This window comes from Herbaspirillum sp. 1173 (genome assembly GCF_031455335.1).
Classification (GTDB): Bacteria; Pseudomonadota; Gammaproteobacteria; order Burkholderiales; family Burkholderiaceae_D; genus Herbaspirillum; species Herbaspirillum huttiense.
In genome coordinates this window covers 37,714-63,541 of record NZ_JAVDSP010000008.1, presented here as the reverse complement: position 1 = coordinate 63,541, position 25,828 = coordinate 37,714, and the positions used below count along the sequence as shown (strand labels likewise).

Genomic DNA, 25,828 nt, shown 5'->3' with positions numbered 1-25,828 from the left:
GATGCCCGGGAAAGAAGAGCGAAAGAACAGCACATGAACAAACCCATCCTCGCCTACGGCGAAGCCATGGTCGAATTCAACCAGCGTATCGACACGCCGCGCCAGTACCTGCAAGGTTTTGGCGGCGACACCTCCAACTTCGCCATCGCGGCAGCCCGCCAGGGTGCCGCGTCGGGCTATGTCAGCGCCGTGGGGGACGACCACTTCGGCCAGGACCTGCTGGCGCTGTGGCAGCGCGAGCAGGTCGACGTACAGCACGTGGCGGTGCAAGCCAATGGCAGCACCGGCCTGTACTTCGTCACGCACGACGATCAGGGACATCACTTCCACTATCGCCGCGCCGGCTCGGCAGCCAGCCGCTACACCGTGGGCGACTTGCCTTTGCAAGCCATCGCCGCAGCGGGTGCCCTGCACCTGTCAGGCATCAGCCTGGCCATCAGCGAGAGCGCCTGCGACGCCGGACTGGCTGCGATGGCGCATGCGCGCGCCGCTGGCGTAACCACCTCGCTCGATACCAACCTGCGGCTGCGTTTATGGCCGCTGGAACGCGCACAGGCGAAAATGGCCGAGGCCTTCCGCCTGTGCGATATCTGCCTGCCGAGCTGGGAAGATGTATCGATGCTGACCGGACTCAATGACCGGGACGCCATCGTCGATCACCTGCTGGATTACGGTGTGAAGCTGGTGGCCTTCAAGCTGGGCCATGAAGGCTGCTATGTAGCTACCCGCCGGGAGCGCCGCATGGTCTCGCCCTATCCGGTGCAGGCGCTGGATGCGACGGGTGCGGGGGACTGTTTTGGCGGGGCCTTCATGGCCGAGCTGATGGCCGGGCGCGATCCCTTCCAGGCAGCGCGCTATGCCAACGTCGCGGCCGCCCTCTCGACCACCGGCTACGGCGCAGTGGACCCCATCCCTCGGCGTGAAAAGGTGGAAGCGGCGCTCAAGGCCGCAGCCTGACCGATGCCGTGCCTCGTGGCGCGTCGCTTCACTGCCGGCGCGCCACGAACAGCATGCCGGCCACTGGCTGGCGCACTTCCTCGCGCAATACTTCATCACGCTGATGCAGCGGCTCCATGCCCTGTGCCTGCAGCAACGTGCGCACATAATCGCGGCCATGGCGGTAGCGTCCGCTGGCATGCAGCCGATGGCCTTGCTCCACCCCGTCCTGGGGCGTGAGCACCTCCACCGTGAAGACGAAGTACCCGCCCGGTTTCAAGACAGCAGCAACCGCCTTGAACACGTTCTCCAGATCCCCGAAATAGATCATCGTATCCGCCGCCGTGACCAGGTCGCAGCTTTGCGGATGACGCAGGAGGTAGTCGGTGATCTCGGCCTTTTCCAGTTGATCGTAGTGGCCGGTGGCCGCGGCCTTTTCCAGCATCTTGCCGGCCAGGTCCACGCCGGTCAGATGCTGCGAATAAGGCCGCAAATAGGTCCCGCACAGCCCGGTCCCGCAACCGATGTCGATGGTGGCAAACTGGCGCGCCGCCTGCGTGACCAGGGCCACGCCCTGCCCGATCAGGCTGGGGCCGCGATAGCCGAGGCTGTGCAGCAGATTGGTTTCAAACGTCTCGGCGTAGCGGTCGAAGTGCGATTCGAGGTAACGATCCGAGGCACGCGTGGGCACATCCAACTGCGAGCAGGCGGCCAGCATGTGGGCCGCAATCGGATTGTCGGGTTCGCTGGCCAGCCAGGCGCGATAGGCTTCTGCAGCTTCTTCCAGGCGGCCGAGGAAGTAGAAGGAAATGCCGACCATCTCCCAGGACTTGCCTTCCATCGGCGGTAACACGTAGGCGCGGCACTGGTAGTGCGAAGCCTGCATCTTGTCGCCGGCAGCCTCGAAGAGATTGCCCAGGTGCAGCAGCGCCGGCAGGAATTCGGGGGCGATCTCCACCGCGCGCTGGAAGGCGGCAATGGCCTCCTCATTGCGGCCCCGCTGCATGTGCGTGGCCCCCAGGTTGTTCCAGATCGTGTGATCCGCAGGCGCGGCTTCCAGCGCCGCTCGATACGCCTGCGCAGCACCGTCCAGCTCGCCCAGCGCAAACAGGACATTGCCCAGGTCGTTGTGCCAGGCGGCATTCTCGGGTTCCAGGGCACTGGAGAGCTCCAGCTTGTCCAGCGCCTCGGCATGGCGTCCGGCCTGGTGCAGCCAGATGCCGTAGAAGTGCAAGGCGACCGGCTCGATGGGATCGTCTTCCAGCACGGCTTCGTAGACGGCGCGGGCTTCTTCCCGGCGGCCCGCCATGTGGGCATCGATGGCCGCGTTCAGGCGGACTGCGTGCGGTGGCTGGATCTGCGTAGTCTGCTGCTCAGGCATGAACGGCTCCCCTCGTAAAGCGCATGGAGGCACCGGAAGAAAAGTCCGGCGCTCTTTACATTGTCTTTACAAGTCTGCAGCAGACTGCCCTTTCGGGCAATGCCTGATTCTCCTGAAAGCTTGCCAAGCTCTACAGGAAAGCCAGGCTGTGCCCGATGCTGCCCAGGCGGCGCAGGGCCTGGTCGAGTTCGCGGGTGAAGGGATGGCCGCAGCAGATGCGCAGGAAGTGACCGTAGCGGTTGGAATTGGAGAAGATGGCCCCCGGCGATACCCCCACGCCCTCCAGCAGCGCCCGCTCGAACAACTGCTGCGAGCAGACCTGCGCCGGCAGCTCCACCCACAGCCCGACGCCGCCATTGGGCACATTCAGGCGCGTACCCTCCGGGAAATAGGCTGCGATCGACTCCGCCATGCGTTCGCGCTGTTCCTTGAGCAATTGGCGCAGGCGGCGCAGATGGCGGTCATAGCCGGGGCTGGCGATGAAGTCGGCGGCGGTGACCTGGGTCCATTCCTCATTGGCGCGGGTGTGGGTGAACTTGAGCATCTTGACCCGCTCATGCCAGCGCCCGCCATTCATCCAGCCCAGCCGCATGCCGGGCGCCAGCACCTTGTTGAGCGATGCGCAATAGATCACATTGCCGCTGCGGTCGCGGCTCTTGAGGCTGGAGGGCGGCACGTTGCCGTCGGCCAGCTCGGTATAGGCGTCGTCTTCGATCAGGGGCAGGCGCAATTCTTCACACAGGCGTACCAGCTTGTCCTTGTGCTCGTCGGGCATGATGCAGCCCAGCGGATTCTGCAGATTGGGCACCACCACCACGCCCTTGATGTTGCCGTAGGTGCGCACGGCCAGTTCCAGCGCTTCTACCGAGATGCCGGTGTGCGGGCTGGTCGGAATTTCCAGCGCCTTCATGCCGAGGTTTTCCAGTGCCTGCAGCAGGCCGAAGTAGGTCGGCGACTCCACCGCGATCGTGTCGCCCGGCCCCGCCACCGCGCGCAGGGCCAGGTTGAGCGCCTCGATGCAGCCGTGGGTGACGACCACCTCTTCATGATCGATGCGCATGCCGTGATGCAATGCGCGCCGCGCCACCGCCTGGCGGAAGGTGGCATTGCCGTTGTGCGGCATGGCGCTGGTGAGCAGTTCGGGGCGCTCGCGCAGGGCCCGCATGGCGGCCTGCTTCAGGGTTTCCACCGCATAGAGCTCGGGCGCACAGGTCATGCCGGACAGGTCGATGCGCGGTGCCCCGCTCTGGCGCAGGGCGATGTACTTGGAGACCTTTTCGTGGATGCCCGCATATTGCTCGGGATCGATGGCCATCAGGCTCTTGGGCTCCTGCACCGGCCGGATCGCCGAACGGCGCGGCTGGCGCACGAAGTAGCCGGAACGCGGACGCGCTTCCAGCCAACCGCCCTCTTCCATATGGCGCAGCGTCTGCAAAGCCGTCGACAAACTCACCTGGTGCTGGCGCATCAGGTCGCGCACCGAGGGCATGCGGTCGCCGGCCACCAGGGTGCCGGACTGGATGGCTCCTTGATAATGCTCGGCCAGACGACGGTACAGGGGCTGGCGTCCGTTGTCGGGGGTGGCGGCAAGGGCGGCCGGTGCAGTGGCCGGCGGCGGTGCCGCGGGCGTCGTGTCGGGGAGGTGCAGGCGGGTATCCATAACAGTCATCATCTTCGTGAGGACGAAACCAGAACAGATACAGAGTAGGCGAAAAGCAGGGGTAACAGAGCAAAAAGCTGCAGCCTGTTACGCAGCAGAGTGAATTTTCCTGTGCCTGTTGTCGCCGCGCCGCCCTCCCTAGACTGCAGGCTGGACCATTCAACAAGGAGAACACCATGCCCGCCCCGCTTCCCGCCCGCACCACCACCCAGGTCCTGCCACTGGCCGCCGGCCGGCATCTGCAACTCTGGCTGCCGGCCGGCAGCCAGCTGCTGTGCCAGGCGCCGCAAGTGCGCGTGACCGAATCGGCGCAATGGCAGGCGGACCGTCTGGTGAGCCGCCAGACCCGGCTGAGCGACGGAGAAGGGATGGTGCTGGCGCACGAGGGCTGGATCGGTGTGCTGGCCACGCACGAGGGTGAACTGCTGTGCCTGCGTCCGGTAGCGCAGGCATGGTATGCGCCTTTGGTGGCCTGGCTGCGCACGCTGCGGAGCGGGCGGAGCGCGCCGGAATGGGATCCTGGCCGTTGAGCAATCAGGCCAGGGGCCATCGGATGGATTGATGAAAATTAACTTTTAGTTAACAAGTTCGCATCATTCGCGCTTTTCGAGCAATAAAATTGCGCAAAACGGGGTGAACGGGCGATGGAAGAGCTGCAGGAGTTTCCGTAAAACTATTACACTTCATCATCAGCAAAAGATGAAGTGTCATGCAGAACGAATCCTCCCTCGCCCGCTCCGTTCCGGCTTCCATCCCGGCCCTTTCCGAACAAGAGACCTTCGACCTGACGCCCGTTTCCTTATGGAAAGAGGACTACAGCGGCCTGAAGCGCCTGTTCGACCAGTGGCGCGCCGACGGCGTGACCGACCTGCGCAGCTATCTGACCGTGGACCCCAGCCGCGCCCAGGCCTGTGCCATGCAGATCCGCGTGGTCGACGTCAACCGGCGCACCCTGGAATGGTATGAAGCGCGCGACCTGGCGCACCTGGTGGCCAACCTGGACAAGATCTTCCGGGATGACATGCTCGACACCTTCATCGATGAGATGGTGCAGCTGTGGAATGGCGGCACGACCTTCTCCAGCTATACCGTCAACTACACCCTGGGCGGCAAGCGGCTGGACATCCAGCTCTCCGGGCGCATCATGCCCGGCAGCGAAGAGAGCTGGGATTACGTGCTGCTGGCCATCGAGAACGTCACCGAGCGCGAGACGGCCCGCAAGAAGCTCTCCCGCAGCGAAAACTACGCGCGCGGCCTGTTCGAATATTCACCCATTTCCTTGTGGGTGGAAGATTTCAGCGCGGTCAAGCGCCTCTTCGACGACCTGCACCGCATCGGCATCACCGATTTCCGCACCTTCACGGATGTGCATCCGGAATTCGTGGAGCGCTGCATGCAGGAAATCCGCGTCATCGATGTGAACCTGCAGACACTGTCCATGTTCGGTGCCCCGGACAAGGCCACCCTGCTCTCGCGTTTGTCCGACGTGTTCCGCGACGACATGCGTCCGCATTTCAACGAACAGTTGATCGAGCTGTGGAACGGCAACCTGCTGCACCACCGTGAGGTAGTGAACTACTCGCTGACCGGTGAAACCCTTCACGTCCATCTGCAGTTTTCTGTCTTCCCCGGACACGAAAACAACTGGGACCTGGTGCTGGTGGCGCTCACCGACATCACCGCCCGCAAAAAGGCCGAAGCCTATCTGGAATTCCTCGGCAAGCACGATGAACTGACGAAGCTGCACAACCGCGCCTACATGGTCGACGAACTCAACCGCCTGGAGCGCAAGGGTCCCTTCCCGGTCAGCGTGATCGTGGCTGACCTCAATGGCCTGAAGGAAGTCAACGACGAGCTGGGCCACGCCACCGGCGACGCCCTGCTGCGCCGCGTGGGGGAAGTGCTGGGCAAGGCGGTGGAACGCCCTTGCAGCGTGGCGCGGACCGGCGGTGACGAATTCGCCATCCTGCTGCCGGCCACCGACGAGCGTGGCTGCCAGTTGCTGATGGACCAGATCCAGAAACTGGTCGAAGTGAACAATCAGTACTATTCGGGCGTCTCGTTGAGCCTGTCGATGGGCGCGGCTACCGGCGTTCCGGGCGAGCGCCTGGAGCAGGTGGTGCAGCGGGCCGACAGCCTGATGTATGAAGCAAAACGCCATTATTACGCCAGCACGCCGGGCCTCGAACGCCGTCATCCGGACGACTGAAAACGTGTCCGCGCCCTATCCCTGCCCGCGTGAAGAACTGGCCCTGGCGGCGGGCGCGGAAACGCTGGCGGCCGATATTCTGCGCAGCGCGCCCGGCCAGCCCGTCCATACACTGGTGCTGCACGGGGCCGGGCAAGGGGATCGGCAGCGCCAATGGCCACTGCGGCAGGCCCTTGCCGCACGAGGCTGCGGCAGTGCCGCCATCGATTTTTCCGGCCATGGGCAAAGCAGTGCCCTGCTGCCCAATTCCCTGTCCAAACGCCTGGTCGAAGCGCAAGCCGCGCTGGACCGCCTCACCGTCTCGCCGCGCACCGTCGTGGGCGTGAGCATGAGCGGCGAAATCGCCCTGCGCCTGGCCTGCCGGGCGGAAAACCAGATCGCCCATGTCGTCACGCTGGTCGGTGCGCTCTATGACGGTGCCGCCTTCATGTTGCCTTTCGGGCCGGCCTTCAGCGCGGCCTTGCGGCGCCCGCACAGCTGGCGGGATGCCGAAGTGCTGCAGATGATCCGTGCTTATCGCGGACGGCTCACCCTGATCCGCGCCAGCGAGGATGCCGTCATCCCGGCCGAGATCGCCGAGCTGATCCGCCAGCACGCCAGCTCGGCCAGCGACTGCCGCATCGTCGACCTGCCGGGCGTGGATCATCGCGTCAGCGAAAGCAGCGCGCAGGATGCCGCGCTATGCGCACAGCTGGCCGCGCTCATCACCGACTGAACTGCCAGGAATAAAGGGACACCGCCTCAGGCCATGGTCGAGATCAGGCCGCCGACCACGTTCTGGTTGACGATGTCCTCGACGATGGAACCGGTCAGATCAGGCTGGGATTTGAGCAGCAGGGAGAGCTGCGAACTGAGCTCCTCGCCGGCGAACACGCCTGAGCCATCATAGATGCCCGAAGTCGTCCCCGGCGTGACGATGCTGCCCAGCACCCCCTGGTAATAGCTCTGGGTGGCCTGGTTCTGGGTGAGATCGGTGGAGGTGCCGGCCGACGAACCGGCATTGACGATGGAATCAAACAGCCCCGCCGCATTGTAGGTGAGGCCGGAATTGGCGGAGAACCCGCCGCCCAGAGTCACGATCACCGAGGCCTCCGACGACAGCTCGACCGCCTGCGCTACGGCCGCAGGATTGCTGGCTGCAGTCACCGGATTGGAAGTGCCGCTGCTGCCCAGGCCGTAGGGATCCAGGCTGCCGAGCGTGGTCAAGGTGGAGGTGGAGGATGTGATCGCCATGTTCATACCATCAACGCGCGATATGCAGCAACGCGCTTATCATGGGATTCTAGGAAACTCTGCCCCGCTCGGCAAGGCAGACGTGACGGCGCTGACCGGCCGATGCCCGGCGCAATGCAAAACACCCGGCCGGGGCCGGGTGTTTCTTGTCCTGCGGGAAGATGCTCCGTCAAGCTTAACGGGCATCAGTGCGGCAGATCGCCATGCTCATCCTTGGTCTGCACGATACTGACCGGCTTGCCCTTGATGCGGCGCCAGATGTAGACGCCATAGCCGGACAGGCCATACAGCACGAACAGCCCGAACAGCACCTTGGACGGATCGCTGGAAATGAGCACCAGCGCCACCACCACCAGCAGTGCCGCAATGAAGGGCACCGGCTTGCGGAAGTTGACATCCTTGAAGCTGTAGAACGGCACGTTGGTGACCATGGTGATGCCGGCGTAGAGGGTGATGACCCAGCCATACCAGCTCAGGTCGGTGCCGGCAAAACGCAGGTCATCCATCAGCCAGACGAAGCCGGCCACCAAGGCCGCGGCCGCGGGGCTGGGCAAGCCCTGGAAGTAGCGCTTGTCGACCACGGCGATGTTGGTATTGAAGCGGGCCAGGCGCAATGCACCGCCCGCGCAATACACGAAGGCTGCCAGCCAGCCCAGCTTGCCCATGCCGCGCAGCGACCATTCATAGACCACCAGGGCCGGGGCGGCACCGAAGGAGACCATGTCGGAGAGGCTGTCGTACTGGGCGCCGAATTCGCTTTGCGTATTGGTCATGCGGGCCACGCGGCCATCCAGACTGTCGAGCACCATGGCCACGAAGATGGCGATGGAGGCGTAGTCGAACTTCAGGTTCATGGCCATCACGATGGCGTAGAAACCGCAGAACAGCGCGGCCGTGGTGAAGGCGTTGGGCAACAGGTAGATGCCGCGCGAGCGCCGCCGTGCCACTACCTGCCCGGCCTCGTCCAGTTGCGCGGCCTTGGGGCGGCGCAGCGATTTCGGGAAGGGAATGCCGGCTTTGGCCTTGCGTCGTCGTAATGTGGGCATCGATGTCTATCAGTGAGGAGGACGGAAATCGCAGCACGCAGTCTGCGCCGGGGCCTCATCCGTGACGCCGCTGCAAGCACAGGCTGGCGCGCGGCACGGTGAGGCCTTCAGGGTGTGATCAGAGTTCGGCCAGAATGGTTTCGGTGGCCGAGACCTTTTCACCGACGGTGACCTTGGGAGTGGCCGTCAGCGGCAGGTAGACGTCCACACGCGAACCGAAGCGGATGAAACCGTAGCGCTGGCCACGGGCCAGGGTATCACCGGCCTTCACATAGCAAAGGATGCGGCGCGCGATCAGGCCGGCCACCTGCACGCAGGTCACGCTGTGACCACTGGTAGTGGTGATGGCCAGGGCATTGCGCTCGTTTTCAAGCGAGGCCTTGTCGAGGTCGGCATTGACGAACTTGCCGGGGAAGTACTGCACCTTCTCGATCTTGCCATCCACCGGGGCACGGTTGGAGTGGACGTTGAAGACGTTCATGAAAACGCTGATCTTCAGGGCTTCGCGGTCGGTGTAGGGGTCATGGGCGCGAGCCACGACGACGATGCGGCCATCGGCCGGGGACAGCACGGCATTGGCGGCTTGCGGGATCACGCGCGGCGGATCGCGGAAGAACTGCAGGACGAACAGCGCGATGATCCACAGCGGGAAGGACCAGGCGCCGCAGAAATAAGTTGCCAGCGCTGCCACGACCACGGCGATGGTCAGGAAGGGCCAGCCTTCGCGGGCGATGATGGGATGGGGATAGTGGTTATTGTTCAATGTTGCTCCAATGATCGCGCGGTACTCGCGGAAAGTTCAAAAGTAAAAGCGTGCCTATTCTAGTCCAGCGCCCGTTAAATGCAATGAAATGCGCCGCCATCCGGCCGGTGGCGGTGCATCTCGGGGCATCCAGGACAATTTTTCGAGAACCGGGCCCGGGCATTGCCCGGCACGGGCTCAGCGCGGCTGCGGGCGGGAGAAGCTCAGCTTCAGTTCATTGCGCGCCAGCCCGCGCGGACCGGTCAGTTGCATCTGTCCGATCAGGATCGTCACTTCGGCATCGGCATAGTCCAGGCCGGTGACTTCGGTGATCTGGCGCAGGTCGCCCTGGCGGCGTTCCTGCGGCTCGTCGGCGATGATGCCTGGCGGCTCCTTGGCCAGCGGTGCACAAGCTTTCACATCGTTGACCAGGCGCTGGTAGGCACGGCCCATGTCCGCTGGCGTCGAATAGCGCCAGATGCAGGTATAGACCGAGGAATTGTCGGCAATGGCGCAGCTCTCGGCACCATCCAGCATGAAGTTGGAGAGATAGACAGGGCCGCGCTTGTCGCCCTTCATGACGGCATCGGGGCCGTCTTTCTTCCAGCCGTCGAAGTGCGATTGCGACTGCTGGTGGATGGCACGCAGGTCGGCACAGATGTCGGCATGCGCGGTGCTGGCCACCAGTGCGGTGAAGAGTGGCAGCAGCAGCTTGGTGATGGTCCGCATGATGAGATGATCTTCTTGAAACGGAAAGGGAGGCCGATTATAGCCTCCCTTCCCCGCCGACCCGAGCGGGTTGACGATTCTTGATATGAACTGTCCGGCGCGAACAGTCCGGCGTGTTCGCTTACTTGAAGCGCACCTTGCCCACCAGGCGCATGCTCACGGTGGATTCACCAGGCTCGAAGCTGGGCTCGGCCACCGTCGTGCTTTCCTGGACCATGTCGGCACGCATGGCCTTGGCCATCATCGGGGCGGGAGCGGGCGCGGCGTAGTTGCCCGAGCCTTCGAAGTCCACGGTTTCAATCACGGCATCCGACGGGGCGCGATGCATGGCATTGGCGATGAAGCCGATGCGCTCTTCCAGGTTGCGGTAGGTGGCGTTGACCAGCGTGGCATCCAGCTTCTTGGCGGCCGCCGGGCTCAGGCCGAATTGCAGGCCGTTCAGGCTCATCAGGGCCTGGGCCGAAGAGACGGTCTTGGGCAGCGCGGCCAGGTTCTCGGTGGTCATCTCCAGATACTGGCCGACGCGCCATCCCACGACTTGCCGTGCCTTGGCTGGCTGGCGGGGCTGTTGCGACGTGACTTGCGGCGGTTCGGCATAGACCGCATAGGTGTAATAGCCGTAGCTCTTCAACGCCGCTTGCGGGTCCTGGCGCTTGAGCAGGTCAATGCCCTGCTTCATCTTCTGGTTCACGCGGGAGGCGGCAGCGGCCTTGTCCTTGTCCTGCTCTTCCACTTGCAGGGTGACGCGAGCCTGGTCGTTCGGTACGCTGATCTCGCCGTTGGCTGGCACCACGACCATGGTGCCGGTGGTCGGGACCGGGGCCGGCGCGCTCATGGCGGTCTGCGCCTGGGTGGCAATACAGGCGGTGGCCAGGACTGCGCCCAGCATCAGTTTGCGGGAAGGTGTCATAAGGGATCCTCTTTATTCTTGGTCGGTGACGGGGTGATGATAGCTTCATAGCGAAAGCATCAACCCTGCACTTCGACGACGGCCGTCAAGGATTGGTTCTTGGCCAAGTGCAACAAGGCGTAACACAATGACAATTCCACCACCCTTCCCTGGCTCACGGACCAAAAAAAACGCCACGGCGAACCGTGGCGTTTTCTTCGACTGCGGCTTGTAGCGGCAGATCAGTTCTTGCTCTGGTCGACCAGCTTGTTGGCCTTGATCCAGGGCATCATGGCGCGCAGCTTCTCGCCCACGATTTCGATCTGGTGTTCGGCGTTGATACGACGACGCGACATCAGGGTCGGAGCACCGGCCTTGTTTTCCAGGATGAAGCTCTTGGCGTATTCGCCGGTCTGGATGTCTTCCAGGACCTTCTTCATGGCAGCCTTGCTCTCGGCGTTGATCACGCGCGGGCCGGTCACGTACTCGCCGTATTCGGCGTTGTTGGAGATCGAGTAGTTCATGTTGGCGATGCCGCCTTCATAGATCAGGTCGACGATCAGCTTGAGTTCGTGCAGGCACTCGAAGTAGGCCATTTCCGGCGCGTAGCCAGCTTCGACCAGGGTTTCGAAACCGGCCTTGATCAGTTCCACGGTACCGCCGCACAGCACGGCTTGTTCGCCGAACAGGTCAGTTTCGGTTTCTTCGCGGAAGTTGGTTTCGATGATGCCGGCACGGCCGCCGCCGTTGGCGGTGGCGTACGACAGGGCCAGGTCACGGGCCGAGCCGGACTTGTCCTGGTGCACGGCGATCAGGTGCGGCACGCCGCCACCTTGGCTGTAGGTCGAACGCACGGTGTGGCCGGGGGCCTTGGGGGCGATCATGATGATGTCCAGGTCAGCGCGCGGCACGACTTGGCCATAGTGGATGTTGAAGCCGTGCGCGAAGGCCACGGTCGCGCCTTGCTTGGCGAAGGGAGCGACGTTTTCTGCATAGACCTGGCCGATGTTTTCGTCCGGCAGCAGGATCATGATGACGTCGGCATCCTTGACCGCGTCGTTCACTTCGGCGACCTTCAGGCCAGCCTGTTCAGCCTTGTTCCACGAAGCGCCACCCTTGCGCAGGCCGACGGTCACCTTGACGCCGGAATCCTTCAGGTTCAGGGCGTGGGCGTGGCCTTGCGAACCGTAACCGATGATGGTCACGTTCTTGTTCTTGATCAGGGACAGGTCTGCGTCTTTGTCGTAGAAAACTTTCATGATTTTTTCCTATGTTCCGAGTAACTCGAATTTGAATGTATGTATGTGTGTGTGATGCGTACTGCTGGCGCGGTCGATCAGATCTTCAGGATCCGTTCGCCGCGGCCGATGCCGGAGCCGCCGGTACGGACCGTTTCCAGGATCGCGGTGCGATCCAGGGCGTCGATGAAGGCGTCCAGCTTGCTCTTGGCGCCGGTCAGCTCGATCGTGTAGGTCTTCTCGGTGACGTCGATGATGCGGCCGCGGAAGATATCCGCAGTGCGCTTCATCTCTTCCCGTTCCTTGCCCACTGCGCGCACCTTGATCAGCATCAGTTCGCGCTCGATGTGCGCGCCTTCGGTCAGATCGACGACCTTCACCACCTCGATCAGGCGGTTCAGGTGTTTGGTGATCTGTTCGATCACATCATCCGAACCCGAGGTCACGATGGTCATGCGCGACAGGGTCGAATCTTCGGTGGGTGCAACGGTGAGCGTTTCGATGTTGTAGCCGCGTGCGGAGAACAGGCCCACGACACGGGACAATGCGCCGGCTTCGTTTTCCAGCAGCACAGAAATGATATGGCGCATGTTAGAGATCCTCCGAACCCAGCAACATTTCAGTCAAACCCTTGCCCGCCTTGACCATCGGCCAGACGTTCTCGGTTTGATCCGTGATGAAGTTCATGAAGACCAGCCTGTCCTTCATGGCGAAGGCTTCGCGCAGCGCGCCGTCGACATCGCCCGGTTTCTCGATTTTCATGCCGACGTGGCCATAGGACTCCGCCAGCTTGTTGAAGTCCGGCAGCGAATCCATGTAGGACTCGGAATAGCGCGAACCATAGTCGATCTGCTGCCACTGGCGCACCATGCCCAGGAAGCGGTTGTTCAGGAGAATGATCTTGGGCGTCAGGTGATACTGCTTGCAGGTCGCCAGCTCCTGGATGCACATCTGGATCGAGGCTTCGCCGGTAATGCAGGCGACCGTCGCATCGGGGTTGGCCATCTGCACGCCCATGGCGTACGGCAGGCCCACGCCCATGGTACCCAGGCCACCGGAATTGATCCAGCGGCGCGGCTTGTCGAAACCGTAGTACTGCGCGGCCCACATCTGGTGCTGGCCGACGTCGGAGGTGATGAAGGCATCGCCCTTGGTCACTTCCCACACCTTCTGCACCACGGATTGCGGCTTGATGAATTCGTCGGAGGTAGCGAACTTCAGGCAGTCACGCTTGCGCCATTCGTTGATCTGCTTCCACCAAGCATCCAGCGCCGCGCCGTTCTGACGGGTCTCGGCCGCATCCAGCTGCGAGAGCAGTTCCTGCAGCACGTCCTTGACGTTGCCCACGATGGGGATGTCGACCTTGACACGCTTGGAAATCGACGAGGGGTCGATATCGATATGAGTGATCTTGCGGGCATTCGAGGCGAAGTGCTTCGGGTTGCCGATCACGCGGTCATCGAAGCGCGCACCAATGGCGATCAACACGTCGCAGTGCTGCATGGCCATGTTGGCTTCGTAGGTACCGTGCATGCCGGGCATGCCGACGAACTTGTCGCTGGACGAACGATACGCGCCCAGGCCCATGAGCGTGTTGGTACAGGGATAGCCCAGGCGATCGACCAGCTTGTTCAGCTCGGGCGAGGCATTGGCCAGGATGATGCCGCCGCCGGTATAGATCATCGGACGCTCGGCCGACAGCAGCAGCTGCAGCGCCTTGCGGATCTGGCCCGAGTGGCCCTTGTCGACCGGCTTGTAGGAACGCATTTCCACCGCCTTCGGATACTCGTAGGCGCAGGTATGCATGGTGATGTCCTTCGGGATATCGACCAGAACCGGGCCGGGACGGCCGGTGGTGGCGATAAAGAAGGCTTTCTTGACGGTCTCCGCCAGGTCCTTCACATCCTTCACGAGGAAGTTGTGCTTGACGCAGGGGCGGGTGATACCGACGGTGTCGCACTCCTGGAACGCGTCCTGGCCGATGGCGGTCGACGGCACCTGGCCGGAGATCACCACCATGGGAATCGAGTCCATGTAGGCCGTGGCCAGGCCGGTGACCGCATTGGTCACGCCGGGGCCGGAGGTCACGATGGCCACGCCGACCTTCTGCGAGCTGCGCGAATACGCATCAGCGGCATGCACGGCGGCCTGTTCGTGACGAACCAGGATGTGCTGGAATTTGTCTTGCTTGAAGATTGCGTCGTAGATATAGAGGACGGCGCCACCAGGATAGCCGAAGACGTGTTCAACACCCTCTTCAGCGAGGCAACGGACGAGTATATCCGCGCCGGTGAGTTGCTCAGCACTCATGCTGCTTCCTTTCAAGGTCCATTGGAAATTGATCGGATGTTCTCTCCTGACGGAATCGCATTCGTCGTCTTGCCGGCAGCATCCCTTTATTGTGCGGTCACGCCGTTTCTGCGCTCCAACCGTAGTGGAGTTTGAAACGCCGCTCAACGCGACTCGTTCAGCCTTGGTACAAATCGACTTCTACAGATTCCTCGCGCTTGTGGCACGGGTTAGAACAAACAAGCTTTAAACCTATAAAGCGTTTCCTCGAACCGGCACGACCTTATGTGAAGCACCGGCAAGGAACAAAAACGCCCCAGATGTGGGAGGCGGGAAACAGGACAGTAATGCGTTGCATCATTTTGGTCAAGCGAATTCCGGTGAAATCGTTGCCAATACTCGCGTTCGCTGGGGCCGCCGAGGATAAACTTCAGGACAAAGAGGACCATTTTTGCTAGCATTCGGTCTGCTTTTTGACGATTTCTTGCATTTTTCGCATCTACGCCGGCCAGGATGCAGGTTTTTAACTGATCTGACCGGTGACCCATCCGGCACACCGTATTGCATGGCAACTGACAAAGAACTCTCCGATTTTCTTGAAAGTGTCGAACGCCGCGCCTTCAAACAGGCGGTGTATGCCGTGCGCAAAGATGAAGCCGCGTTGGACATCGTTCAGGATGCAATGATCAAGCTGGCCGAGAAATACGGCGACAAGCCTGTCGATGAACTGCCGATGCTGTTCCAGCGCATCCTGCAGAACACCATTCATGATTTCTTCCGCCGCGAAAAGGTGCGCAACACCTGGGTGAGCCTGTTCTCCAGCTTCGGGGGCAATGGCGGCGACGGCGAGGGCGGCGACGATTTCGACCTGCTGGAAAGCCTGGAATCGGAAGACGGCTCCCAGGCTGCCGAATCCAGCGCAGACAAGGTCGAGCGCGAGCAGACGCTGAACCTGATCGACGCCGAAATACAAAAGCTGCCAACGCGTCAACGGGAAGCATTCCTGATGCGTTACTGGCAGGACATGGACGTGGCGGAAACAGCCGCCGCCATGGGTTGCTCCGAAGGTAGCGTCAAAACCCATTGCTCCCGCGCAACGCACGCGCTGGCTCAAGCTCTCAGAGCCAAAGGAATCTCATTATGAACAACAAGGAAATGCAATTCGCCTACAAGGTGAAGCTGGCGCTTGACGCCAATCTTGACAACCTGTCCGACGACACCTTGCAAAGCCTGTCGGCCGCGCGTCGCGTGGCCTTGGCGCGCAAGAAACAGGCCCCGATCCACAAGCGCGTGGAACAGCAGGCGCTGGCCGGCGCCTTCGGTGGCGCCATGATGTCGCCCGAGAAACCGTCGTGGTGGAGCCGCCTGGGCGTGGCGGCACCGCTGCTGGTGGGCATCATCCTGTTCGCCGGCATCTATCAGCATGAAAACGCCAAGCGCGTGAGCTACCTGGCCGACATCGACGCGGCCGTGCTGTCCGACGAGCTGCCACTGTCGGCGTATCTGGATCATGGTTTCAACGCTTTCCTGGCTGAAAAGGGACAATAAGACGATGCACAAGACCACCGGCACTCCTTTGAAGGCTTCCGTCCGCCTCTCGCGCATAGCGCTGGCGCTGGCGGTGCTGGCCGGTGGATTGAGCTGCGCCTGGACCGTGGCGCAGAACGCGCCCTCCACTGCAGCGGCACCGTCGGCCACGCCCGCCACACCTGCACCAGCCGCCAGCCCTGCCGCAACGGCACCAGTGGCCGGCACACCCGGAACAGCTGCAGCACCTGCCGCACCGGCCGCCACCCATGCCAGCAAATCCGCCGGCAGGTCCATAGCACGCAAGCCCGAGAACAAGCTGGCCTGGGCCAATCTCTCGCCCGCCCAGCATCAGGCGCTGGAACCGCTGACCGGCGAATGGCCGCGCATGAGCGAACTGCAGAAAGAAAAATGGCTGGAAATCGGCAAGCGCTACGCCAAGATGAAGCCGGAAGAACAGCAGCGCCTGCATGAACGCATGCGCGACTGGGTCAAGCTGACCCCGGCCGAACGCAGTGCCGCCCGCACCAATTACGCCCGCGCCAAGAAGCTGGATGCGGAAGAAAAGCACGAGCAATGGACCAAGTACCAGCAACTTTCTGAAGAGCAGAAAAAGAAACTGGCCGAGTCCAAGTTGCCCAAGCGCGTGGCCAAGCTGCCGACCTCGCCGTCGGCCGCCGCACCGACCATCCAACTGCCCACCGAGGCGCTGGATCGCTCTCTGCCCGTGACACCTGCTCAGGTCCCGGCTCCGGCGGTGGCTCCCGCGCCGTCTCAGGTGCCTGGTTCGCAAGCCACGCCAGTGCCTGCGATTGCACCGACTGCGGCGCTGCCCACGACCGTGGCCGTCAGCGCTGCGGTGACTCCTGTGGCAAGCACCGCCAGCGACGGCAAGTAAGCCTACCTCTTCCGCTCCGCCTCCTCCGCCAGATTGATTGAAACCGCCCCCCTTGGGGCGGTTCGCGTTTCCACCCTCGTCAAGACCGTGCGTGAAGCCGCAAAGGCATACCTCCCCTACCACGCAGGCTTGCCCCTTGCTCTGCCTCAAGCCTTCACATAGGCAAGCGCGCCTGATTGCATTACCATCTGCCGGCCACAGCGTGCACGGTGTGCGCTGCTTCTTCACTCCACCCTAGCCAGAACGGAACAAACAGGAACCATGCCGGAATTCACCACGCCCTCCCTGCGCCGCCGCATGAGCAGCATGCTGTACGAATCCATGCTGCTGTTTGGCGTACTGTTCATGTCGGGCTGGCTGTTTTCCACGCTGCTGCAGCAGCGTCATGCCCTGTATCTGCGCCATGCGCTGGAAGGCTGGCTGTTCCTGGTTCTGGCGATCTATTTCGTCTGGTTCTGGACCCATGGTGGCCAGACCCTGGCGATGAAGACCTGGCGTTTCCGCGTGGTCGACCGCGACGGCCAACCCTTGCGGCTGGGACGCGCGCTGTTGCGCTTCGTGCTGGCCTGGCTGTGGATCCTGCCAGGACTGGCCCTGGCCTCGCTGGCAAGGGGCCAGGCCTGGTTGCTGGTGCTGATCCCCGCCGCCAACCTGCTGTTATGGGCCATGACGTCGCGCCTGGATGCGCAAGGACAATTCCTGCACGACCGCCTGGCCGGCACCCGCCTGGTCGACATCACGGCCCAGCCGAAGGCCGCCGGCAGCACGGCCAAGGCCAAGTCATGAAGCGGACATGAGCGCCTCGCCGCGCTCTGTTATGCTCTCGGGCGAACGCATGCAGCCGCATGCCCTTGGACCTGATCGCCTCCGACCGACGCCCGCATGATTTCACGCATCTCCAGAACCCTGCTCCTCATCCAGTTCGGCATTGCGATCCTGTTCTACTTCCTGCTGCGGCATTTCGACTGGCCCATCCTGGCCGCAGCTGCCGGCGGCGTACTGATCGTATTGCTGCTGCGCGCCCAGATCACTGCCAACAGCTTCTTCCTGACCTGGCCCTATCGCGGCCGCACCTCCAACCCGGTGACCATCACCTGGCTGCAGATCGCCACCCTGTTCCTGCGCGAATTCCGCGCCACCATGCTGTGTTCCTCGTGGGGCATGCCCTTCCTGCGCTTCGACCAGTTCAGCTATCCCGACACCACCTCGCTGCCGGTGCTGCTCATCCACGGCTACGGCTGCAACAGCGGCTACTGGCGCTGGCTGAGCCTGGAGCTGCGCGAAGCTCACATCACCCACTATGCGCTGGACATGGAACCGGTGTTCGGCAGCATCGATGAATACGCCCCGCTGGTGCATGCCGCCGTCCAGCGCGTGCTGGCCGAGACCGGACAAAAGAAGATCGTCATCGTCGCCCACAGCATGGGTGGCCTGGCCGCGCGCGCCTACCTGCGCGACCACGGCTGCGACAGCGTGGCCCGCGTGATCACCCTGGGCTCGCCGCACCATGGCACCGCCATTGCCAACTTCGGCATTGGCATCAACTGCGGTGAAATGAACTGGCTGGGCCGTTATGAAGAAGGACGCAGCAGCGAATGGCTGCAGAAGCTCGCGGCCACCGAAGAAGCCGATGCGCTGGGCCACATCGTGTCGATCTATTCCCACCACGACAACATCGTGTCGCCGCAGACCTCAGCGCATCTGGAGGGCGCCTGGAACATCCCGGTCATCGGCATTGGCCACGTGGCACTGGCGCTGGAACCGTCCATTCACAAGATGGTGATCGAACTGATCCACAACGCCCGCGACTGACGCAGGCGCTCGCGGACACCGCAAAGCAAAATGCCGCCCCGGCACGAAGCGCGGGACGGCATCTCGGTGACAACGAGGACGCAGCCAGCGGCTGCACCCTCAACGGACTTACTTCTTGGAAGCGTCCTGAATCTTCTGCCCGGCCTCTTCCACCTTTTCACCGGTCTTCTGCGCCAGATCCTTGGCACCTTCCTTGGTCTTTTCGTAGGCTTCCTTGGCGTCGGCCTTGGCCTTGTCCAGCGCGCCATCGAGCTTGGAGCCGGATTCAGCGGCCTGATCCTTGGTCTGGCCGGTCACTTCATCAAGCTTCTTCCCGGCATCCTGCACGGCACCGTCGATCTTCTTGCCCAGCGCTTCGGCCGGACCCGGTTCTTCCTTCTTCTGGCAGGCTGCCAGCAGGGTAATGGCGGCCACGCTCACAGCAACACCGGCCAGCAGTTTGGACATCTTGTTCATGTTCTCATCCTTTCCGTTCATATTTGACGATCCCGATCTGTCGGGATTCGAGGTGAAGATAGCACAGCAGCATGTGTCGGCCTGCCGCTGCCAAATTTGCTTACATTTCTTGCAAATACGTCGATCATCGCGAAACATCGCTGAACATCAGCATTTCCTCTTCTGAAAAACCCGCCGCGCGCCGCGCTTCCAGGTTAAAGGGGCCGCGCAAAGGCGGTGCGCGATGGCGCTGGCACAATTCGGCGAAAGTCGTCACCGGGTCCAGCTGGCGCTGCTCGCACAGCCAGTTGAACCAGCGATTGCCGATCAGCACATGGCCGACTTCGTCACGCATGATGATGTCCAGGATCTCGGCGGCCGCCAGGTCGCCCGCCTGCGCCAGCTTGGCGCGTACCGGCGGGGCGGCATCCAGCCCGCGCGCTTCCAGCGTGCGCGGGACCAGGGCGATGCGGGCCAGGACGTCATCCTTGGTGGACTCGGCCATGTCCCACAGGGCATTGTGGGCGGTGAAGTCCCCGTAGGCATGACCCAAGGTCTTCAGATGATCGGCCAGCAAGCTGAAGTGATAGGCTTCCTCATCGGCCACCTGCAGCCAGTCATCATAGAACTCGCGGGGCATGCCGGCGAAGCGCCAGACCGCATCCAGCGCCAGGTTGATGGCATTGAACTCGATATGCGCAAGCGCATGAATCAGCGCCGCCCTGCCCTCGGGCGTGCCCATGGAACGGTGCTTCACCTGCAGCGGAGAAACCAGCTCGGGCCGCGCCGGGCGGCCAGGAATGCCGCTGCCGCATTCGGCGGCGGCCAGGTCATCGGTTTCCAGCGCTAACTGACCGGCCTGCCAGGCGGCACGCAAGGCCCGCACGGAACTGCACTTGACGGCGGGATGCATTTCCTTCAGGCAAGACAACGCGGCGCTACGCACGTGGGTGAATGAAAAGACTTCATCTGGGGACGAGACGTGATCCAAGGAACTGACTTTCAGGGAAGGTAAAATACGCGGTTGAGGACGCCGGCTTTGCCACCATATGAAGATAAATGTCCAATCTTGCAATACAGGGACAAGGCAAGCACAAGGCAAACAAGCCCGGCACCATCCACCGACCAGCAGGTAACGAGGAGACAATTTTATTATGGCGATCTACCAATTGGCGCAGGACATTCCCGAGATCCACGAGACCGCCTTCGTGGCCGAGTCGTCCACGGTGGTGGGCAAGGTCAGGATGGAAGCCCATTCCAGTGTCTGGTTCAACGTCGCCATTCGTGGCGACAATGAACTCATCACCATTGGTGAGAACAGCAATGTGCAGGAAGGTGCGGTATTGCATACCGATCATGGCTATCCGATGGTGATCGGCAAGAACGTCACCGTGGGACACCAGGCAATGCTGCATGGCTGCACCATCGGCGAGGGCGCGCTGATCGGTATCCAGGCGGTGGTGCTCAATGGTGCCAGGATCGGCAAGAACTGCCTGGTCGGGGCGGGTGCCCTGGTGACCGAAGGCAAGGAGTTTCCCGACAACTCCCTGATCATCGGTGCGCCTGCCAAGGCGGTTCGCCAGTTGAGTGAAGAAGATATCGCGCGCATGCGGGCTGGCACCGACAGCTACGTGCAGCGCGCGCAACAGTTCAAGACCCAGCTCAAGCGCATTGCCTGAGCGGTCAAGCAAAGGAAACGATGAAAGACACGCTGCAAAAATTCCTGGTCGACAACGCGCCCGTTCGCGGCGAGCTGGTCGAGATTTCGGACACCTGGCGCCAGGTGCAAGCCCGCCGTGACTATCCGGTCGCGGTGCGCACGCTGCTGGGCGAGATGCTGGCGGCGTCCGCCCTGCTGTCGGCCAACCTGAAGTTCAACGGCATGATCGTCATGCAGATCCATGGCGACGGCCCGGTCAAGCTGCTGGTGGTCGAGTGCGACTCCGAACTGCAACTTCGCGCTACCGCCAAGCTGGCCGATGATGCCGAGATCGCTGACGATGCAACGCTGACCGATCTGGTCAATGCCAATGGCAACGGCCGCTTCGTCATCACCCTCGACCCCAAGGACAAGCTGCCCGGCCAGCAAGCCTACCAGGGCGTGGTCCCGCTGGATGGCGAGAGCGTAGCCACCGTCATCGAGAATTACATGCTGCGCTCCGAACAGCTCGATACCAAGCTGTGGCTGGCAGCCGATGAAAAGGTCTCGCGCGGCCTGCTGCTGCAGAAGCTGCCGTCCATCGGCGGCAATGCGGCCCCGACCGTCAAGCCGGAAGGCGAGCTGGAAGACTGGAACCACATGGTCATGCTGGGCGATACCCTCAAGCGCGAAGAACTGCTTTCCACCGATATCGCCACGCTGATGCATCGGCTGTTCTGGGAACAGACCATCCGCGTCTTCGATCCGGTGCACCCGCAATTCCACTGCTCCTGCTCGCGCGAGAAGGTTGGCAACATGCTCAAGATGCTGGGCCAGGAAGAAGTGGCTGAAGCCTTGTCACAGATGGAAAAACTGGCCATCGACTGCGATTTCTGCGGCCAGCATTACGAGTTCGATGCGGTGGACTGCGCGCAGCTGTTCGTGGCCGATGTGGGTGGCGCGAGCGAGGCGAGCGACGCGCGGCATTGAACCATCCATGACGGTCGCACAGCAATAAAAAAACGCCATCGGTTTGCCGATGGCGTTTTCCTTTGTGGACCGCACTCGCTGGTCACTCCGCATCCGGCACCAGCAAGGCCATCTGCTCCGCATCCAGATAAGTCCACTCCCCTTCTTCCAGTTCCAACGCCTCCAGCTGCAGGCCGCCGATGGCAGTGCGCCGCAAGGCACTGCAATGATTGCCGGCCGCGGCCAGCATGCGCTTGACCTGGTGATACTTGCCCTGCTCCAGCACGATTTCCAGCAGGTTCTCACCCAGTTGGCGGCAACGGGTTGCAGCCAGCGGCGCCGGTTCGTCATGCAGTTGCACGCCCGCCTTCAGTTGCGCGATCAAGGCCTCGGTCACCGGCTCGGCCGTGGTGGCGGCATACACCTTGGGCACGTGGCGCTTGGGCGAGGACTGCGCGTGAATGAACGCACCATCATCGGACATCAACAGCAAGCCGGTCGTATCGTGATCCAGCCGGCCCACCGGCTGCACGTCGCGCCAGGTGAACTGTTCCGGCAGCAGCGTCAACACCCCCGGATGATGGCTGGGCTTGCGCGAGCATTCGATGTTCTGCGGCTTGTTGATGGCGATGTAGACGTGCTCGCGGTATTCCCACTCTTCCTCGAAGATGGTCAGCACCAGGCCGTTCGTATCGGGCGTGGCGCGGTAATCGTCCACCACCTCGCCGTTGATGACGACTTCACCATCCTCAATCAACTCGCGGCAATATTTGCGCGAACCGAAACCCTGCGATTGCAGGATGCGGTCCAGGGTCAGCTTGGCCATGTCAGCCTTCTCCTTGTTCGTTTTGTTCTTGCCGGCCGGCCTTGGCCTGCTTCGGTTCCAAGATCTGGCGGGCGATGCCGCGCAGGATGTTGACCTCTTCGGTCTCCAGCTGGGCGCGCGAAAACATGCGTTTCAGACGCGGCATCAGCTTCTTGGGATTGTCGGGATTGAGGAAATCGATGGCCACCAGCGCCTGCTCCAGATGCGCGAACATGCCCTCGATCTCGGCCACGCTGGCGCTCTGCCCATGGAAACCCACCTCGCCCGGCGCGCGTGCATCGCCGCTGGTCTGCATGGGGCCACCCTGCACTTCCAGCTCGGTCATGCGGCATTCATAAGCCAGCACCTGCACCGCCTGCGACAGGTTCAGCGAGGAATAGTCCGGATTGGCAGGGATATTGAGCAAGGCATTGCACTTCTGCACCACCTCATTGGGCAGGCCAAAACGTTCATTGCCGAACAAGAGGGCGGCATTCAAGCCGGTATCACGCGACAGCTGCCCCGCCAGCTCGCGCGGCGAGACCACCGGCGGCGAGAATTCGCGCAAACGGGCACTGACGGCCGCGGCGAAGTTGCATCCCTGCAACGCTTCTTCCACGCTGCCGACGATGCGTGCATTTTGCAACACATCGATGGCACCGCTGGCGAAGGCAATGGCTTCATCTTCCTTCACCGCGTCCGGAAAGCGCGGATTGACCAGCACCAGCTCCGAAAAGCCCATGGTCTTGATGGCCCGTGCGGCCGAGCCAATGTTGCCGGGACTGCTGGTATTGACCAGCACGAAACGCAAACGGCTGAAAAGAGATTGTCCTGACACTTGCTTGTTCATTTAAAATAGCGGGATTCGCGCCCCAGGATCAGATGTTGGCAAAACGCCAATATTGCAGCAAGGCTGTCAACCCAGGTCGACTTTGTTCGCCGACTTGACCGACGCCACTGCCCCTGGACTGCCTGGCAAACCCGCAAGCATAACAGCCGTGGGCGGCGCAACGCTCATTAATTTCATCGTCGCACTGGTTTGACTGCCGGGTTTCGCCTGGCCAGCTGTTCCGCATGCTTGTCGCGGAAGGCTGGCTGGTCGGCCATGGCGACGATGAGCAACGCAGCCATCGTCTTCGGTGGCCGCAATTTTAACGGAACCATCGGAATGATCATCCCACCCATGCTCAATACGGCGATCAAGGCAGCCCGCCGCGCCGCTACCATCATCAACCGCGCGTCCTTCGACGTGTCGCTGCTGAAAGTGTCGAAGAAGTCGCACAACGACTTCGTCACCGAGGTGGACAAGGCAGCCGAGGATGCGATCATCGACGTGCTCAAGAACGCCTACCCCGACCACGCCATCCTGGCCGAGGAATCGGGTGCGTCCGACAACCTGCACGATGAAAACGAAAACGTCTGGATCATCGATCCCCTGGACGGCACCACCAACTTCATCCACGGCTTCCCGCAATACTGCGTCTCGATCGCCCTGCAGCAGCGCGGCATCATCACCCAGGCGGTGGTCTATGACCCGACCCGCAACGACCTCTTCACCGCCTCCAAGGGCGCAGGTGCGTACCTGAACGAAAAGCGCATCCGCGTGGGCAAGCGCGACAAGATCGCCGATGCACTGATCGGTACCGGCTTCCCCTTCCGCGACCTCGATGGCCTGAACGAATACGTCAAGATGTTCAAGGTCATGACCGAGCACAGCGCCGGCCTGCGCCGTCCGGGTGCCGCTGCCCTGGACCTGGCCTACGTCGCCGCCGGCCGCCTGGACGGCTTCTTCGAGAAGGGCCTGAAGCCCTGGGACATCGCCGCCGGCTCCCTGCTGGTGACCGAAGCGGGCGGTATCGTGGGCACCTTCAAGGGCGACTCCGACTACCTCTACAAGGGAGACGTCATCGCCGGCAGCCCGAAGATCTTCGCGCAGCAAGTGAACCTGCTGTCTGAATTCGCCTGATTGGCCTGATTGGCCTGATCGTCCCTCCTGCAAGACCGCGTCTCCTCATTGCGTCCGGCATTGCTGCTATAGTGCGGCTACCGGCGCAGACCGAGGAGACGACATGAACCTTCCTTCCCAGCAAGCCAGCGACGACCAGGCCACTTGCGCGTTGCCACCCGGCTACCACAGCGTCACCCCCTACCTGATCGTCAAGACATCCGCCGAGGCCATCGCCTTCTACCGGCGCGCGTTCGACGCGGCCGAGATCATGCGGCTCGACGGTCCGCACGGCAAGGTCTGGCATGCCGAGATCCAGATCGGCAATGCCCGCGTGATGCTGGCCGACGAACATCCCGAACTCGGTTTCCTCAGTCCCCAGACCCTGGGCGGTGCAGGCGTGAGCCTGCTGGTCTACGTGGCCGATGTCGATGCCGTCTTCACCCAGGCGCTGGCCGCAGGTGCAGTCCAGCTGCGCCCCGTTCAGAACCAGTTCTACGGTGATCGCTCCGGCACGCTGCGCGATCCTTTTGGCCATGTATGGTCGATCGCCACGCATATCGAAGACCTCAGCAATGAAGAAATCTGCGCGCGCTCGCGCGAGATGCTGGCGCGCCGCTGCAAGAAGCTGGCCGACGAGAAGAACTGACCCAACCTGACCAACCCGCACGCCAACCCATGCCCTTTGCCCTCAGCGACCACCGCAAGATCCACTACCAGATCGAGGGCAACGGCCCGCCCCTGCTCCTGCACCACGGTTTCACCAGCAGCCTGGAAGCCTGGCGCTTCTTCGGCTTCACGGAGGTGCTGCGCGAGCATTTCCAGGTCATCCTCTTCGACGCACTGGGCCACGGCCAAAGCGACAAGCCGCACGATCCCGCCGCCTATACCCAGGTGCAGCGCTGCCGCGATGCCCTCGCGGTGTTGGATGCCGCCGGTATCGAGCGCGCCCATTTCTTCGGTTATTCGCTGGGCGGCTGGGTCGGCTACGGCCTGGTGCGCCATGCACCGCAGCGCCTGCGCAGCCTCATCCTGGGCGCAGCCCATCCCTATGAAGATCGCAGCTGGGACGGCTTCCACGGCATCGACGGACGCGATCCGGAAGCCTTCATCGCCACCTTCGAAGGCCTGCTCGACGAGCAGATCTCGCCGCAGGTGAAGATGCTCATCCGCGCCAACGACCTGGTGGCACTGGCCGCTGCCGCCCAGCAGCCGCGCCCCTCGCAGGAAGACCTGCTGACCCGCATGGACCTGCCCTGCCTGCTCTTCTGTGGCGATGCAGATGCGCGCCATGCGGCCGTCCAGCGCACGGCGTCGCTGTTGCCGCAGGGTGAATTCGTCAGCCTGCCGGGGGTAACGCACTTCGGCGGGCTGATGCAAAGTGCGCTGGTTTTGCCGCACGTGCTGCGCTTTTTGGCGCAGCAACAAGGATGAGCTGAGCCTCAC

General features: G+C 62.5%; 28 protein-coding genes. 14 read left to right on the top strand and 14 right to left on the bottom strand.

Features of this window, described 5'->3' with window-relative positions:
- The first annotated feature begins 33 nt into the window (after positions 1-33).
- A complete protein-coding gene (locus tag J2X56_RS21565; RefSeq protein WP_134135067.1) occupies positions 34-957 on the top strand; it encodes a sugar kinase in 924 nt (307 codons plus the stop codon).
- 28 nt (positions 958-985) lie between these two features.
- Here J2X56_RS21565 and J2X56_RS21560 read toward each other — a convergent pair whose 3' ends face one another.
- Both J2X56_RS21560 and J2X56_RS21555 read right to left on the bottom strand, forming a co-directional pair.
- Positions 986-2,317 carry a tetratricopeptide repeat protein gene (locus tag J2X56_RS21560; RefSeq protein WP_134135066.1) on the bottom strand — a complete coding sequence of 444 codons (1,332 nt, stop codon included), beginning with the start codon at positions 2,315-2,317 and terminating at the stop codon, positions 986-988.
- 130 nt (positions 2,318-2,447) lie between these two features.
- Complete coding sequence (locus J2X56_RS21555; RefSeq protein WP_209568399.1) at positions 2,448-3,977, bottom strand: PLP-dependent aminotransferase family protein; 1,530 nt, start codon at positions 3,975-3,977, stop codon at positions 2,448-2,450.
- A gap of 176 nt (positions 3,978-4,153) precedes the next feature.
- Here J2X56_RS21555 and J2X56_RS21550 point away from each other — a divergent pair, with 176 nt between their 5' ends.
- The 3 genes from J2X56_RS21550 (at position 4,154) to J2X56_RS21540 (ending at position 6,901) form a co-directional block, all read left to right on the top strand.
- On the top strand, positions 4,154-4,507 hold the full coding sequence (locus tag J2X56_RS21550; protein ID WP_209568401.1) for a hypothetical protein: 354 nt from the start codon (positions 4,154-4,156) through the stop codon (positions 4,505-4,507).
- A 179-nt stretch (positions 4,508-4,686) separates the two neighbouring features.
- Positions 4,687-6,186 carry a sensor domain-containing diguanylate cyclase gene (locus J2X56_RS21545; protein ID WP_121039142.1) on the top strand — a complete coding sequence of 500 codons (1,500 nt, stop codon included), beginning with the start codon at positions 4,687-4,689 and terminating at the stop codon, positions 6,184-6,186.
- A 4-nt stretch (positions 6,187-6,190) separates the two neighbouring features.
- Positions 6,191-6,901 (top strand): alpha/beta fold hydrolase, encoded by a 711-nt coding sequence (locus J2X56_RS21540; RefSeq protein WP_310162490.1) that lies wholly within the window; start codon positions 6,191-6,193, stop codon positions 6,899-6,901.
- A 26-nt stretch (positions 6,902-6,927) separates the two neighbouring features.
- On the opposite strand, the gene J2X56_RS21535 is transcribed toward J2X56_RS21540, so the two are convergent.
- The 8 genes from J2X56_RS21535 to J2X56_RS21500 form a co-directional block, all read right to left on the bottom strand.
- Entirely contained in the window at positions 6,928-7,419 is a 492-nt protein-coding gene (locus tag J2X56_RS21535) for a hypothetical protein (protein WP_245202161.1), read from the bottom strand.
- Positions 7,420-7,604: 185 nt separating this feature from the next.
- The gene (gene pssA, locus J2X56_RS21530) at positions 7,605-8,465 is read right to left on the bottom strand and encodes a CDP-diacylglycerol--serine O-phosphatidyltransferase (RefSeq protein WP_121039133.1); all 861 of its coding nucleotides are present in this window, start codon (positions 8,463-8,465) and stop codon (positions 7,605-7,607) included.
- A 118-nt stretch (positions 8,466-8,583) separates the two neighbouring features.
- Positions 8,584-9,228 (bottom strand): phosphatidylserine decarboxylase, encoded by a 645-nt coding sequence (locus J2X56_RS21525; RefSeq protein WP_013233751.1) that lies wholly within the window; start codon positions 9,226-9,228, stop codon positions 8,584-8,586.
- A gap of 177 nt (positions 9,229-9,405) precedes the next feature.
- Positions 9,406-9,936 (bottom strand): vesicle formation protein, encoded by a 531-nt coding sequence (locus tag J2X56_RS21520; RefSeq protein WP_121039130.1) that lies wholly within the window; start codon positions 9,934-9,936, stop codon positions 9,406-9,408.
- Positions 9,937-10,057: 121 nt separating this feature from the next.
- Positions 10,058-10,846 (bottom strand): SIMPL domain-containing protein, encoded by a 789-nt coding sequence (locus tag J2X56_RS21515; protein WP_121039127.1) that lies wholly within the window; start codon positions 10,844-10,846, stop codon positions 10,058-10,060.
- A gap of 221 nt (positions 10,847-11,067) precedes the next feature.
- Positions 11,068-12,084 (bottom strand): ketol-acid reductoisomerase, encoded by a 1,017-nt coding sequence (gene ilvC, locus J2X56_RS21510; protein ID WP_121039124.1) that lies wholly within the window; start codon positions 12,082-12,084, stop codon positions 11,068-11,070.
- Positions 12,085-12,161: 77 nt separating this feature from the next.
- On the bottom strand, positions 12,162-12,653 hold the full coding sequence (ilvN, locus tag J2X56_RS21505; RefSeq protein WP_008327594.1) for an acetolactate synthase small subunit: 492 nt from the start codon (positions 12,651-12,653) through the stop codon (positions 12,162-12,164).
- Between the two features lies 1 nt (position 12,654).
- Complete coding sequence (locus tag J2X56_RS21500; protein WP_310162473.1) at positions 12,655-14,373, bottom strand: acetolactate synthase 3 catalytic subunit; 1,719 nt, start codon at positions 14,371-14,373, stop codon at positions 12,655-12,657.
- A gap of 544 nt (positions 14,374-14,917) precedes the next feature.
- Between J2X56_RS21500 and J2X56_RS21495 the strand changes: the two genes are divergently transcribed.
- The 5 genes from J2X56_RS21495 to J2X56_RS21475 all read left to right on the top strand — a co-directional run bounded on the left by J2X56_RS21495 (position 14,918) and on the right by J2X56_RS21475 (position 18,589).
- Positions 14,918-15,496, top strand: a complete 579-nt coding sequence (locus J2X56_RS21495) for an RNA polymerase sigma factor (protein ID WP_039786760.1) — start codon at positions 14,918-14,920, stop codon at positions 15,494-15,496.
- Positions 15,493-15,900 (top strand): DUF3619 family protein, encoded by a 408-nt coding sequence (locus tag J2X56_RS21490; RefSeq protein ID WP_121039118.1) that lies wholly within the window; start codon positions 15,493-15,495, stop codon positions 15,898-15,900. Before J2X56_RS21495 ends, J2X56_RS21490 begins: the two co-directional genes overlap by 4 nt.
- Before the next feature lie 4 nt (positions 15,901-15,904).
- Positions 15,905-16,777, top strand: a complete 873-nt coding sequence (locus J2X56_RS21485) for a DUF3106 domain-containing protein (RefSeq protein WP_121039115.1) — start codon at positions 15,905-15,907, stop codon at positions 16,775-16,777.
- Positions 16,778-17,038: 261 nt separating this feature from the next.
- The gene (locus tag J2X56_RS21480; RefSeq protein ID WP_121039112.1) at positions 17,039-17,563 is read left to right on the top strand and encodes an RDD family protein; all 525 of its coding nucleotides are present in this window, start codon (positions 17,039-17,041) and stop codon (positions 17,561-17,563) included.
- Positions 17,564-17,659: 96 nt separating this feature from the next.
- Positions 17,660-18,589 carry a triacylglycerol lipase gene (locus J2X56_RS21475; protein WP_034334485.1) on the top strand — a complete coding sequence of 310 codons (930 nt, stop codon included), beginning with the start codon at positions 17,660-17,662 and terminating at the stop codon, positions 18,587-18,589.
- A 108-nt stretch (positions 18,590-18,697) separates the two neighbouring features.
- Here J2X56_RS21475 and J2X56_RS21470 read toward each other — a convergent pair whose 3' ends face one another.
- Positions 18,698-19,045 (bottom strand): hypothetical protein, encoded by a 348-nt coding sequence (locus tag J2X56_RS21470; protein ID WP_034334487.1) that lies wholly within the window; start codon positions 19,043-19,045, stop codon positions 18,698-18,700.
- Between the two features lie 124 nt (positions 19,046-19,169).
- The gene (locus tag J2X56_RS21465; RefSeq protein ID WP_209568414.1) at positions 19,170-20,015 is read right to left on the bottom strand and encodes a ferritin-like domain-containing protein; all 846 of its coding nucleotides are present in this window, start codon (positions 20,013-20,015) and stop codon (positions 19,170-19,172) included.
- A gap of 163 nt (positions 20,016-20,178) precedes the next feature.
- On the opposite strand from J2X56_RS21465, the gene J2X56_RS21460 reads away from it, so the two are divergent.
- Together J2X56_RS21460 and hslO are read left to right on the top strand one after the other, a co-directional pair.
- On the top strand, positions 20,179-20,703 hold the full coding sequence (locus J2X56_RS21460; RefSeq protein WP_034334491.1) for a gamma carbonic anhydrase family protein: 525 nt from the start codon (positions 20,179-20,181) through the stop codon (positions 20,701-20,703).
- A 20-nt stretch (positions 20,704-20,723) separates the two neighbouring features.
- Entirely contained in the window at positions 20,724-21,653 is a 930-nt protein-coding gene (gene hslO, locus J2X56_RS21455; RefSeq protein WP_121039106.1) for an Hsp33 family molecular chaperone HslO, read from the top strand.
- 82 nt (positions 21,654-21,735) lie between these two features.
- Here hslO and J2X56_RS21450 read toward each other — a convergent pair whose 3' ends face one another.
- Both J2X56_RS21450 and J2X56_RS21445 read right to left on the bottom strand, forming a co-directional pair.
- Positions 21,736-22,458 carry a pseudouridine synthase gene (locus J2X56_RS21450; RefSeq protein ID WP_121039103.1) on the bottom strand — a complete coding sequence of 241 codons (723 nt, stop codon included), beginning with the start codon at positions 22,456-22,458 and terminating at the stop codon, positions 21,736-21,738.
- Position 22,459: 1 nt separating this feature from the next.
- The gene (locus J2X56_RS21445) at positions 22,460-23,287 is read right to left on the bottom strand and encodes an RNA methyltransferase (RefSeq protein WP_134135060.1); all 828 of its coding nucleotides are present in this window, start codon (positions 23,285-23,287) and stop codon (positions 22,460-22,462) included.
- A 318-nt stretch (positions 23,288-23,605) separates the two neighbouring features.
- Here J2X56_RS21445 and J2X56_RS21440 point away from each other — a divergent pair, with 318 nt between their 5' ends.
- The 3 genes from J2X56_RS21440 (at position 23,606) to J2X56_RS21430 (ending at position 25,816) form a co-directional block, all read left to right on the top strand.
- Positions 23,606-24,403: an inositol monophosphatase family protein gene (locus J2X56_RS21440; RefSeq protein ID WP_034334500.1), complete on the top strand. Its 798-nt coding sequence runs from the start codon at positions 23,606-23,608 to the stop codon at positions 24,401-24,403.
- Positions 24,404-24,506: 103 nt separating this feature from the next.
- Positions 24,507-25,031 carry a VOC family protein gene (locus J2X56_RS21435; protein WP_121039097.1) on the top strand — a complete coding sequence of 175 codons (525 nt, stop codon included), beginning with the start codon at positions 24,507-24,509 and terminating at the stop codon, positions 25,029-25,031.
- Positions 25,032-25,060: 29 nt separating this feature from the next.
- Positions 25,061-25,816, top strand: a complete 756-nt coding sequence (locus tag J2X56_RS21430) for an alpha/beta hydrolase (protein ID WP_310162456.1) — start codon at positions 25,061-25,063, stop codon at positions 25,814-25,816.
- Positions 25,817-25,828: the final 12 nt, after the last annotated feature.